The organism is Neorhizobium sp. DAR64862/K0K3 (genome assembly GCF_050500185.1).
Lineage (GTDB): Bacteria > Pseudomonadota > Alphaproteobacteria > Rhizobiales > Rhizobiaceae > Neorhizobium > Neorhizobium soli.
In genome coordinates this window covers 98,870-111,058 of sequence record NZ_CP191449.1, presented here as the reverse complement: position 1 = coordinate 111,058, position 12,189 = coordinate 98,870, and the positions used below count along the sequence as shown (strand labels likewise).

At 62.0% G+C, this 12,189-nt stretch carries 11 protein-coding genes; 3 read left to right on the top strand and 8 right to left on the bottom strand.

Annotated features, from left to right (window positions below; all coding sequences use genetic code 11):
• Window positions 1-3: 3 nt before the first annotated feature.
• On the bottom strand, window positions 4-1,380 hold the full coding sequence (locus tag ACQY1L_RS00630; protein ID WP_430242097.1) for a dihydroorotase: 1,377 nt from the start codon (window positions 1,378-1,380) through the stop codon (window positions 4-6).
• A 175-nt stretch (window positions 1,381-1,555) separates the two neighbouring features.
• On the opposite strand from ACQY1L_RS00630, the gene ACQY1L_RS00625 reads away from it, so the two are divergent.
• Window positions 1,556-2,770 carry a LysR family transcriptional regulator gene (locus tag ACQY1L_RS00625; protein ID WP_430242095.1) on the top strand — a complete coding sequence of 405 codons (1,215 nt, stop codon included), beginning with the start codon at window positions 1,556-1,558 and terminating at the stop codon, window positions 2,768-2,770.
• Here the strand turns inward: ACQY1L_RS00625 and ACQY1L_RS00620 are convergent.
• Window positions 2,742-4,061 (bottom strand): Nramp family divalent metal transporter, encoded by a 1,320-nt coding sequence (locus ACQY1L_RS00620; protein WP_062581848.1) that lies wholly within the window; start codon window positions 4,059-4,061, stop codon window positions 2,742-2,744. The two genes, ACQY1L_RS00625 and ACQY1L_RS00620, sit on opposite strands and share 29 nt — an antisense overlap.
• Before the next feature lie 221 nt (window positions 4,062-4,282).
• On the opposite strand from ACQY1L_RS00620, the gene tsaA reads away from it, so the two are divergent.
• Complete coding sequence (tsaA, locus tag ACQY1L_RS00615) at window positions 4,283-4,810, top strand: tRNA (N6-threonylcarbamoyladenosine(37)-N6)-methyltransferase TrmO (protein ID WP_430242093.1); 528 nt, start codon at window positions 4,283-4,285, stop codon at window positions 4,808-4,810.
• Between the two features lie 3 nt (window positions 4,811-4,813).
• Here tsaA and speB read toward each other — a convergent pair whose 3' ends face one another.
• The 6 genes from speB to argH all read right to left on the bottom strand — a co-directional run bounded on the left by speB (window position 4,814) and on the right by argH (window position 10,904).
• Window positions 4,814-5,866: an agmatinase gene (speB, locus tag ACQY1L_RS00610; RefSeq protein ID WP_430242091.1), complete on the bottom strand. Its 1,053-nt coding sequence runs from the start codon at window positions 5,864-5,866 to the stop codon at window positions 4,814-4,816.
• Between the two features lie 21 nt (window positions 5,867-5,887).
• Window positions 5,888-6,766, bottom strand: a complete 879-nt coding sequence (locus tag ACQY1L_RS00605) for a polysaccharide deacetylase family protein (protein ID WP_430242089.1) — start codon at window positions 6,764-6,766, stop codon at window positions 5,888-5,890.
• A 145-nt stretch (window positions 6,767-6,911) separates the two neighbouring features.
• Window positions 6,912-7,745 carry an ABC transporter substrate-binding protein gene (locus ACQY1L_RS00600; protein ID WP_062581841.1) on the bottom strand — a complete coding sequence of 278 codons (834 nt, stop codon included), beginning with the start codon at window positions 7,743-7,745 and terminating at the stop codon, window positions 6,912-6,914.
• A gap of 50 nt (window positions 7,746-7,795) precedes the next feature.
• Entirely contained in the window at window positions 7,796-8,566 is a 771-nt protein-coding gene (locus tag ACQY1L_RS00595) for an amino acid ABC transporter ATP-binding protein (protein WP_092659446.1), read from the bottom strand.
• An 8-nt stretch (window positions 8,567-8,574) separates the two neighbouring features.
• Entirely contained in the window at window positions 8,575-9,447 is an 873-nt protein-coding gene (locus tag ACQY1L_RS00590; protein WP_430242087.1) for an amino acid ABC transporter permease, read from the bottom strand.
• Window positions 9,444-10,904: an argininosuccinate lyase gene (argH, locus tag ACQY1L_RS00585; RefSeq protein WP_430242085.1), complete on the bottom strand. Its 1,461-nt coding sequence runs from the start codon at window positions 10,902-10,904 to the stop codon at window positions 9,444-9,446. The genes ACQY1L_RS00590 and argH overlap by 4 nt, the downstream gene beginning before the upstream one ends.
• A gap of 159 nt (window positions 10,905-11,063) precedes the next feature.
• Between argH and ACQY1L_RS00580 the strand changes: the two genes are divergently transcribed.
• Window positions 11,064-11,969: a LysR substrate-binding domain-containing protein gene (locus tag ACQY1L_RS00580; RefSeq protein ID WP_192077779.1), complete on the top strand. Its 906-nt coding sequence runs from the start codon at window positions 11,064-11,066 to the stop codon at window positions 11,967-11,969.
• The last annotated feature ends 220 nt before the right edge of the window (window positions 11,970-12,189 follow it).

Sequence of the window (12,189 nt, the reverse complement as noted above, 5' to 3'; positions counted from 1 at the left end):
CGATCAAAAATCCTGAAGTGAAAGGTTGGCCGGGGGCCGCACAAACCGGCCGTTGCCGGGCTGCGCCAGCACCGTCGATCCGTCATAGGCGAGTGCGCCGCGAAGATAGGTTCCGGCCACCTTGTAGGGCAAGGTCATTCCGTCATAGGGCGACCACCCGACAACGTTGTTGCCGGTCTTCGACGCGTCGAACACATGCTCTTCCGCCGTCAGCACCGCGATATCCGCGTGTTTGCCGACTTCAAGCGCGCCCTTGACGTGATCGATCCGGAAATGCCGGGCGGGATTGAGCGCCATCAGCCTCGCGGCCCAGGTGAGCGGCACACCGCGCTCCAGCGCACCCTTGATAAACAGCGGCACCATCGCTTCAAGACCCGGCAGGCCGGAGGCATTGGCAAGCATATCCGGATTGGTCTTGCGGTCGAGCGACCAGCTGACGTGATCGGTGGAGAGAAGCGTGACATTGCCGGCCGCCAGATGCCGCCAGAGCTTTTCCACCTCCGCCCGCGGCCGGATCGGCGGATTGCATTTCGACTTGCCGCCGAGCCGTCTCGCATCGGTTTCCTGGTCGAGCGTCAGGTAGTGGATCAGGCATTCGACCGTGGCGCGATGCCCTTGCGCGCGGTAACCGGCGGCAATCTCGTAACCGCGACCAAGCGAGCAATGCACCACATGGGCCGGACAGCCGGTGGCGGCACCGATCTCGTAGATTTCGGTCATCGCCAGAAGCTCGGTCAGCGGCGGACGCGACATCTCGTGGGCGCGGTAATCGGTGATGCCGGAGGCCTTCACCTCAGCCATCGCCCAGCGCACATATTCATCATTCTCGTTGTGGACGCCCGCCGTCAGGCCGGTTGGTGCGATCGCGGCAAAGCACTCGGCCATCAGCGGCGCGAAGATGCGCGGAAAACGCTTCGGGTCTGTCCCGAAGGTGGAGAACTTGAAGGCCGCGACACCGACTTCAACCTGTTCGCGGATGCGCACCGCGCCCTCCTGCGGATCGACGGTGCCATAGAGCGCGAAATCGACCCGCGCTTGGCTTTCCGCATGGGCAACTTTGCTTCGCACCGCATCCGCCGAGCAGACCAGATTGCCCTCGTCATAGGGCATGTCGACGATGGTGGTGACGCCGCCGGCAGCAGCCGAGCGGGTCGACCAGATGAAATCCTCCTGGTTCTTTTGGGAAAGCGAATGCACCTGCGCATCCACGGCACCGGGAAGGATCAGCGACGCACCGAGATCGTGGCTTTCGCGGGCGGACGGCATCTGACCCTGACCGACAGCGGCGATGAGACCGTCGCGGACCGCCACGTACCCTTCGGGAACGATGCGGTCGGCAAGGACCAGCGTGCCTTTCAGAACAAGATCGAAATCCGACATCGGCCTGTCTCCTTGAAGCCTTGAAGCCTTGAGCCCTTGAGCCTTGAGGCGCGCGTTCGATCGGAACCGCTTGGGAGGGCAGACTAGGAGAATTTGATGGGCAGAGGGATATCCCATATCGTGAACGCACGATATCACTGCTGTCATCCTCTTATATGCTCACCCGGAGGCCGTCTTGGACCTTGCGTCGCTTCTGATCGCCCATCATGTGCTCGCCACAGGCGGCATCCGCGAAACGGCGAAGGTGCTGGATCGGCCCGTCTCCAGCGTCTCCGCCGCGCTGGCGCGGCTGCAGTTTCATATTGCGACGCCGCTGACGACGACATCCGGCAACCGCATCCAGCCGACGCTTGAGGGCGTGCGGATCGGTCGCGATTTGCAGCGGGCGGCGGTGCTGGTCGGCGAGCTCTCGGCTCTCGGCGAGAACGACGGCACGCCCGAAGACGGAGCCCGGCTTTCCGTGCCGCTTCTGGCGCTGCAGCGTTTCCTGGTGGTCGGCCGCAGCGGCAGCATACGGCGGGCGGCGCAGGAGATCGGCATCGGCCAGCCGCAACTGACGCGGCAGATCCGCAGTCTCGAGCGTGATCTGGGCCTTCCCCTTCTCGACCGGGCGGCCGCTGGCGCCGTTCCCAATGCAAGCGGGCAACGGGTGATCGCTCTGGGAGAAGAGCTCGAAGCGATCTGGCTCAAGATTTCCGATCACGCCGGCGACCGTTTCCGGCGTGCCGCATCGACGACCCGCGTCGGTTCCGTGACGCCGCTTGGACGCGAAAGCCTAATTGCCCGGATCCTCGCAAAGCTCGCCGCCGACTGGCCGAAGCACATGCCGCGACGGCCGCTCTATATCTCCAGCACCAATGCCGAGGAGCTGCTGTCTGGTATCACCGACCGGACGTATGATCTCGTGCTGGTCGACACGCTCGACATGCCGCCCGGCGTCGAGCACCGGGTGATCTCACGCAGCGGACTTGCCATGGTGGGAGCAGCCGACGTGATCGCTGACCATCGTGGCGACCTGCGGCAATTGCTGTTGCGTCATCCGATCGCGCTGCCGAGCCTCAAAAGCGGGTTGCGGCAGAAATTCGGAACGCTGACCGAGGACATCCTGACCACGGACGAACGGGCGGCACTGACCTTCGTCGAAATCGATTCCATTCCCGTCATCGCAAATCTGGTCAGCGATCACGGCTATATCGCGCTTCTGCCGCTCTGGGCCATTCCGCAGCCGGACGAGCGGATGGCGGCGATCGCGCTTCCCGAGGCCTACGACATGCATCTGTCGCTTGCGTGGAAAAAGGGAGCGGCCGCCGAGACGATCGCTCGCACGGCCGAACACATTCTGGGCTCGATGGCTTTTCCGGTTACAGGACGAAATCCACCAGCAGCTTGATGTTGAGGGCGCCGATGACGATGGCGATCAGCCAGGCAAAGGCGCGCAGCCAGAGAGGTGCAACGAACACGCCCATTTTGCGCTTGTCGGACGTGAACATCACCAGCGGAAAGACCGCGAAGGAGAGCTGCAGACTGAGCACGACCTGCGTCAGGATCAGAAGCTCCGCCGTGCCGCCATCGCCATAGAGTATGGTGACCGCTGCCGCCGGAATGATGGCGATGCCGCGGGTGATCAGCCGCCGCACCCAGGCTGCCAGCCGGATATGCAGGAACCCTTCCATGACGATCTGGCCCGCCAAGGTCGCTGTCACCGTGGAATTCAGGCCGCAGCAGAGGAGTGCGATACCGAACAGCGTCGGCGCGATGGCGTAACCGAGAACCGGTGAGAGAAGATTATGCGCATCGCCGAGTTCCGCCACCGCCGTATGGCCGTTGGCATGGAAGGCGGCGGCGGCCAGAATGAGGATCGATGCGTTGATCAGAAGCGCGAACATCAAGGCGACGGTGCTGTCGATCGTCGCGAACTTGATCGCCTCCCGCTTCTCCTCGACGCTGTCCCCGTAATTACGGGTCTGGACGATGCCGGAATGCAGATAAAGGTTATGCGGCATGACGGTGGCGCCGAGAATACCCAGCGCCAGATAGAGCATGTTGGGATTGGTGACGATCTCGGTGGTCGGCGCAAAGCCACGAATGACCTCGCCCCAGTTCGGGTCCGCCATGGCGATCTGGATGGCGAAACAAGCGGTAATGACGCCCAGCAAACCGATGACGAAGGCTTCCAGGAACCGGAATCCGAGCTTCTGCAGGTAGAGAATGAGGAAGACATCGAGCGCGGTGATGAGAACACCGATTTCCAGCGGAATGCCGAAGATCAGGTTGAGACCGATCGCGGTGCCGATCACCTCGGCGATATCGGTGGCGATGATGGCGATTTCGGCAAACAGCCAGAGCATGTAGGCGACGGGACGCGGGAAGGCATCGCGACAGGCCTGGGCGAGATCGCGGCCGGAAGCGACCGCCAGCCGGGCGCAGAGCGATTGCAGCACGATCGCCATGATGTTCGAGAGGAGCGCAACCGACAGAAGCAGGTAACCGAACTGCGAACCACCGGCGAGCGACGTCGCCCAGTTGCCCGGATCCATGTAGCCGACGGCGACGAGATAACCCGGACCGAAGAACGCGAAGGCCCGCCGAAGTTTCGATCCCTGTCCGCGCACCGGGATCGAGCGATGAACATCCATCAGCGAGGCATCACCGCCGCTTTTGAGCCAGCCGCTGGAATTCATTCGGGATCGGATATCCATCGTCGATCGTGCTCTCGTTGTTGCAATTGCAATTCATTCGCACATAAAGATCGTAGTTGCAAATTATTCGCAATAAGAAATCCGGAAACAGGGAAACTGTTCCGCGCAGCTTCACATTTTGCGAAACAGCAGTATTTCGGCCATGCTGGGGAGATCTGGTTGCTTCGCGAACGTGAAGCAGGACCAGTTGATCGGAGAACGACATGGCGCAGGATAACGGCATCCGCGAGAACGAGGTTCAGGTGACTCCGCCGGAGGCGAACGATGCGGGGCTGATCTTCATCGGACGCATTTCGACCCCCTGGGCTGCACGCAGCGAAACGCCGCGTCAGGGCAGCCATAGCGGACCACTCTGCCGGATCGAGATATTCGAGCCATGGGTTGCGGCCCTGAAGGGCGTCGAGACATTCGAGAGGCTGGAAATCCTCTACTGGCTGCATCAGGCGCGCCGCGATCTGGTTCTGCAGAGCCCCGCCAGCAGCGGCAAGGTGCACGGCACCTTCTCGCTGCGCTCCCCTGTCAGACCGAACCCGATCGGCACGTCCATCGTGGTTCTCGAAGGCGTCGAGGGCAATGTGCTTCTGGTGCGCGGTATGGATTGCCTCGATGGCACGCCACTTCTTGATCTCAAGCCCGACCGGAGCCTGTTCAAGCCGATCGTGTCGCCGCAGCCAGGCGAAGCCGAGCCTGACAGTAACGCACCGACGGCGCATTACTGTCAGAAGGCTTAGAGCTCAGCCCTTCAGTGCAGGGCTGAAGCGGATCAGGCTGAGGATCTCGAACAGCATCTGCGCGCCCGCATGCGCCGTGTTGGTGGTCGTATCGTATTGCGGCGCCACTTCGACGACGTCGCCGCCGACGAAATTCAGACCTTTGAGCCCGTGCAGGATATCGAGCGCTTGGCGGCTCGTCAGCCCGCCGATCTCAGGCGTGCCGGTGCCCGGCGCATAGGCCGGATCGAGGCTGTCGATATCGAAGGAGAGATAGGTCGGGCCATCACCGACGATCTCGCGCGCCTTGGCGATGACCGCGTCGATCCCTATCTTGCCGATCTCTTCGGCATGAATGACGGTCATGCCGCTTTCGAAGGAGAACTCCCACAGATATTCCGCCGCACCGCGAATGCCGATCTGGATGACCCGTGTCGGGTCGAGCACGCCGTCGAGAACCGCGTTGCGGAACGGGCCGCCGTGGTGGAACTTGGTAAGGTCATAGGCGCCGCCCGTATCGCAGTGCGCGTCGATATGGATCATCCCGACCGGTCGGTCGCGGCCGACCGCCTTGAGGATCGGATGCGTGATCGAATGGTCGCCGCCGACCGACAAGGGGATCACGCCCGCATCGACGACCTTGTTGAAATGCGCCTCGATATCGTCATGGCTCATCTCCAGCCGGTAACGGCTGCGGAACGGCACGTCGCCGATATCGGCCACCTTCACCTCGAAGGTCGGCGCTGTCTTCAGAACGTGGTTATAGGGACCGACGCGCTCGATCGTGCGTAGCGCCCGCGGCCCGAAGCGGGAGCCCGGACGGTTGGTGACGCCGAGATCCATCGGCACGCCGATCAGCGCCACCTGAAGATCGCCGAAATCCGGATTGTCCGCATCGATGCTGACCAAAGGCGCATCGAGAAGTGTCGGCACGCCGGCATAGGGGGCCGAGCGGGTGCCGCTTGCGGAAAAGATCCGGTCGGCGACGGCGCGAAATTCCGGATCATGGATGCTTCCGCCGTGGCCTTCGCCGTATTTTGCTCGAAGCTCTTCCAGCTTTTTCGTGTCGAACGTCATGTCGGTTTCTCCAGGTCTTTCTTAAAGCTCTGCGCGGGCCGCTTCCAGCGCGTCGAAATGGTCCGATATCTCGGCGCCCGTGGCAATCCAGACGTCGGTTCTGCTTTGCACATGGATCACGAAATCGCGCAGCAGATGCCAGCGCATCGGCCGTCCCGAAACCTGCGGATGCAGGACCAGCGTCGTGACGCCGCCCCAGGCATGGGTCGCCTCGAACTCGTCAATCCACATCTGCAGCACCGCGTCGCGTCCGAAGATCGGCCGTGAACTGGTGCGGCTCGTCATGCCGAAATTCCAGTCGTCGAAGGCGAAATTGACCGGGATCTCAATGAGGCCGCGCTCGCCGCCATGGTCCGCATGCCGATAAGGCAGGATATCGTCGCGGAAGGAGCTGGAATAGCGCATGCCGGATTTCGAGAGATAGGCGAGCAGTTCCGGGAAATTCTCACCCGATGGTGCGCGGTAGCCGATCGGCCGCACGCCTAGCACCTGCTGCAACGCCTCATAGCCGCGATCGATTTCCTCGAAAGCCTCATCCAGCTTGTCGCGGTCGGGCAGCTTATGGAGATAGCCGTGATGGCCGATCTCGTGGCCAGCTTTCAGGATCGCTTCGCACTGGGCGGGATGCGCCAATGCCGTCCAGCCGGGAATGAAGAAGGTCGCCGGCAGCGACAATTCATCCATCAGCGACACGATTTTCGAAATGCCGACGCGGGCGTCGTAGCCGCCATGCGACGTCGTAACCATGCGATCGACATTGGAAGGATTGTTGCCGATCCAGGCGGTTTCCGCGTCCACGTCGAAGCCGATGAAGAGCGTGCTTTTCGCGCCGTTCGGCCAAACCATGGCGGGTGTGACAGGCGCCGGATTGAGCGGACGGGGAGAAAGGTCGAAGGGCATTATAAAACCTCCGGTCGGGAAGAATGCAAAGCCGGGCCACCGCTGAACAGATAGCCCGGCTTCCGATGCAAAACGGACTGGTCCGCCGACCGTCCGGCCTGAAGGAGATCAGGCCGGAGGCACCCGTTTTGCAAAACGTGAAAGCTTACTTCTGGGCTTCGCTGTTGACGTAGATGCCGTCGAGGGCAGCCGATTCCAGGTTCCACTTGGCAAGGATCGTCTTGTATTCGCCGCTGGCCATCAGGGCCTTCATCGCACCGATATAGGCGTCGCGCAGTTCGGTATCCTTCTTGGAGAAACCGATGCCCTGGTAGATGGCGGTGAACGGCGCGCCGATCGAAACGTATGCGCCCTTTTCGAGCGTCATCAGGTAGGGAACGGTTTCCGAACCCTGGACGGCTGCATCGACGCGGCCCTGCTTCAGCTGGGTGCGGGCATCGGCCGAACCTTCGGTGCCGACGACCTTGACGGCCGGCAGGCCCTTGGCTTCGCAGTTGGCAGCGCTCCACTTCGCCGTTTCGTCCGGGAAGGACGTGCGACGGCTCATGCCGACATTCTTGCCGCAAAGATCGGTTTCGGACTTCAGTTCATCCTTGCGGGCCGCCGTCGTATAGAACTGGGCGCCGGACTTCATGTAGTCGACGAAATCGAGAGCATCGCGGCGCTTCGGCAGATCGCTCATGCCCGAATGGATGATGTCGACGCGGCCGGTGGCAACCGACGGCACCATCTGTTCAAAGCCGATATCCGACCATTCGACCGTCACGCCGAGCTGCTTGGCAAGCGCCAGACCAAGATCGATATCGAGGCCCATCAGCGTGTTGGTGGCCGGGTCCTTGTATTCCATCGGCGGATAGTTCGGCGTGTTGGCAACGACGATCTTGCCGGCGGTCTTGATACGCTCCGGCAGGGCCTGAGCCGAAACCGAGCTGGCCGCAGCAACGGCTGCGAGGGCGACGATTGCGAATGTCTTGGTCATGATATCCCCTGTTCTCTTGTTTTTGGTCGACTGGTTGAACGTTGACGCGGTCAGTTATGGACTGCCCGGATAAATTCCGCGGTGCGCGCACTTTTCGGCGCCGACAGCACTTCCGAAGCGGGGCCGGTTTCGACGACCTTGCCCGCTTCCATGAACGTGACGGTGTTCGCAACGTTGCGTGCAAACCCCATTTCATGGGTGACGACGATCATGGTCATCCCGGACGCCGCCAGATCCCTCATCACGTCGAGCACTTCAGACACCAGTTCCGGATCGAGCGCAGACGTCGGCTCGTCGAACAGGATGAGATCGGGCTGCATGCCCATGGCACGGGCGATCGCGACGCGCTGCTGCTGGCCGCCGGAAAGTTCGGAAGGGTAATGGTTCGCCTTGTCGGACAGGCCGACGCGGGCGAGAAGCGCAAGCGCATCCTCGCGCGCCTTGGCGACCGGCTGGCCGAGAACCTGGACCGGTCCTTCCATGACGTTTTCGACAGCCGTCTGATGCGGAAACAGGTTGAAGCGCTGGAACACCATGCCGATGCGGCGACGCTGGCGGGATATTTCCTTGTCCGCGAGTTCATGCAGGTTGTCGCCTTCGCGGCGATAGCCCATCAGCTCGTCATTGACCCAGATCGCACCTTCGTCCATCCGCTCCAGGAGGTTGATGCAGCGCAGGAACGTGCTCTTGCCGGAACCGGAGGGTCCGACGATGCAGGCGACTTCGCCGCGCCGGACTTCTAGGCTCACCTTGTCGAGGGCCTTGAACGCATCGAAGCTCTTGGTGACGTCGATTGCCTTGACCAGAATATCTTTCGTCATGTCCAACCTCACATCGATGCTCTGATAGACTTCGATCCGCGCCCGTAATAGCGCTCGATGCGCTGCTGGATGACGGACAGAACGGACACCACGACGAGGTACCAGAAGCTTGCCACCAGCAGCAGTTCGAGAACGCGGGTGTTGGCGTAGTAGATGACCTGCGCATTGTGTAGGATTTCGGAAAACTGGATGACGCTGGCAAGCGAGGTGAGCTTGACCATGCCGATCACCTCGTTGCCGACAGGCGGTACCATGACGCGCATGGCCTGCGGCAGAACGATGCGGCGCAGCATCTTCATCTGCGTCATGCCGATCGTGCGGGCAGCCTCGTACTGGCCGCTATCGACCGACAGAAGACCGCTTCGCACCACTTCCGACGTGTAGGCGCCCTGCTGGATACCGAGACCGAGCATGGCCGCCACAAACGGCGTCATGATATCGACGGTGCGGAATTCGAACAGGCCGGGAATGCCGAGCGTGGGGAAGATCAGCGCCAGATTGAACCACAGCATCAGCTGCAGCAGTGCCGGCGCGCCGCGGAAGATCCACAGATAGCCGATCGCGATCCACGACAGGACCGGATTGCCGGAGATGCGCATGATGGCGATGACGACGCCGAGCACGATGCCGATCGCCATGGCAGCAACCGTCATGACCAGCGTGTTGACGAGGCCCTGCAGAATGACCGGCGCAAACAGGAAGTCGCGCACATAGGACCATTCGATCTGGCCGACGCTGAAGGCGCGCACGAGCGCTGCCATCAGCAGAATGACGATGCCGGCGGCCACATTGCGGCCGATATGCCGCTTCGGCACCAGCTTCAGATGGGCAACCTCGTATTTTGCGCTGTCGTCTACAGCAACGGTCGTGGGTGCGCTCATCGGGTGCCAGCCTCCGCAGCGTTTGCGGCTTTAGGCGTCTTTGCGCCGATCTCTTCCATCGCGAAACGTCGACGGGCGTCAATTGCTGCCTCGAAACGGCCGATCTGCTCGCGCACCGCAGCGGGTGCCGTGCAGCCGTAACCGGTGCGGCTGGCAAGCGCATGTTCGAGCGTGATCGCTTCGAGCAGGCCGGGGCCGAGACGCGGATCGATCTTCGGCAGATCTTCGGCGGTGAGCCCTTCAAGATCATGGCCGCGCTCTTCACAGTAGCGCACCACAGCGCCGGTAATTTCGTGCGCTTCGGCAAAGGTGACGTTCTGGCTGACCAGCCAGTCGGCCACTTCGGTTGCCAGCGTAAAGCCGCGCGGCGCCTCTGCCCTCAGCTTCTCGACGTCGAACTCCAGCGTCGCGACCATGCCGGCAAAGGCTGGCAGTATAAGCTGCAGCGTATCGATCGTCTCGAACAGGACCTTCTTGTCCTCGGCGAGATCGCGGTTATAGGCGAGCGGCATCGCCTTCATCGTGGCAAGAAAGCCCGTAACATTGCCGATCAGCGTGCCGGACATGCCGCGCGTCAGCTCGGCAATATCGGGGTTCTTCTTCTGCGGCATGATCGAGGAGCCGGTGGAATAGCTGTCATGCAGGCGCACCCAGGAGAACTGCTTGGAGCTCCAGATGCAGATTTCCTCAGCCAGACGCGACAGGTTGACGCCGATCAGCGAGGCGATGAACAGGAATTCGGCGACGATATCGCGCGAGGCGACCGAGTCGATCGAGTTTTCCGCAGCTGCCGAATATCCGAGCTCAAGTGCCGACAGATCCGGGCGGTTGACGATGCCGGAACCGGCAAGCGCTGCCGCACCCAGCGGCGACCGGTCGAAGCGGCGGTCGAAATCGCCAAAGCGCTCCAGATCGCGCAACAGCGACTGCGCATGCGCCATCAGGTGATGACCGAGCACGACAGGCTGCGCCGGCTGCAGATGGGTGAATCCCGGCATGACGGTTTCGACATGGCGTGCCGCCTGCTCGCGGATCGCGTCCTCGACCTCGACCAGGCCGGCGGAGAGTTCGCGCGCCATGCGGCGCAGGTAGAGACGGGTGTTGTTGGCGGTCTGGTCGTTGCGCGACCGGCCGGCGCGCAGCTTGCCGCCCAGAGCGCCGAGACGGGCCATCAGCAGCCGCTCGAGAAACGTATGCACATCCTCGTCGCCGGCGACAGGCGTTTCACGGCCTGCCGCGACATCGGCTTCGATCGTGTCGAGCGCCGAGCGGATGGCCGAAAATTCGGCCGCATCCAGCACGCCGGCGCGCTTCAGCTCGGACGCATGCGCCCGGGAGCCGGCGATGTCTTCGCGATAGAGGCGGAAATAGGAGGCAGGTGCCCGTGAAAGATTGGCCAGAGCTTCGGAAGGACCGGACTTGAAACGTCCACCCCAGAGCTGTGCGGATGCCGACATGAGCAAACCCCTCTGTTCAGATAATGGGCAGGGATCCCATGTGCACCACGAATGGGCAAGCGAACTTATTTCCTTGGCCCTATGACAAAAACGACTAGCACAAAACGACGCGCTGGCGATAATGGATCGAACGCATACCGATCAAACAGCGAGACCCTGATGGAGCAACGTCGAAGGCGCCTGCCGTCCACCGCATCGCTTCAGGTTCTGCTGGCGGTGGCCGAACGCGGATCGACCAGTGCTGCGGCGGAAACCACGGCCTTGTCCCAGAGTGCTGTCAGCAAACAGTTGCTGGCGCTGGAGGAGTTGATCGGCAGCCCCGCCTTTCTGCGCACGCCGCGCGGCATGGTGGCGACCGAGGCCGGCCGCATCTATATCGACCACGCGCGCACGGCCCTGAAGGCCATGGAAGACGCCGCGCTTCTGGTGGCCCGGCTGAAACCCGGCCCCGGCGTGCTGCGCCTGCAGGTCCTGCCGATTTTCGGCGATCGCTGGCTGTTGCCGAAGTTTCATCTGTTTGCGGAACAGCATCCTGACATCGAGGTGCAGTTCACGACCTTCATCTCGCCGTCGCAGTCTGAAGTCCCGGACGGCATTTTCGAGTTTGCGGCGACGCCACAACACCGGGACAACAGCACCTATCTCTTCGGTCACGACGTGCTTCTGGTGAGCGCGCCGAACTATTTCGCCAAGGCCGGAACGCCTTGTGACATCGACGACCTCGCCGAACACGTGATGCTCGAACATCCCCAGACGCCGTTTCACTGGCAACATTTTGTAGCTCATCACAACCGCGACGGGGCTACTGTTCGCCACATTACCCGCTTCGGCTATTACACGATGGTGATCCGCGCCGCACTTGCCGGCCAGGGCTTGGCACTGATCCCGCGCGGCCTGATCCTCGACGAGATAGCTACCGGCAGGCTCATCAATCCGGCCGGCCTCGGTTACCGGAGCGATTTCGGCTACTGGTTCAGCACGCCCCATATCCATTCCAGCCCGTCCATGCTGACATTCAAGACATGGCTGACCGCGCAGCTGGGACCTGAACTGGACCGCCCGTAACCGCGACTGTCCACAGCCAGATCTGGCATGCCTGCCCCATACCCGCACACTTCTGTCGCAAAAAAGGACGGCACGAACAGTCGTGTCCAGAAATGGGAGCAGCTTGTTCAGCCCGCCAGCGGTTCGCGCTGTGCGGTGCAGCATCGACGCGGTAGCCTGAAACAGGGAGCTCTAACGAAACGGAGGAGAAGACCAAAGGTCAACGTTTTTCAAACAGGAG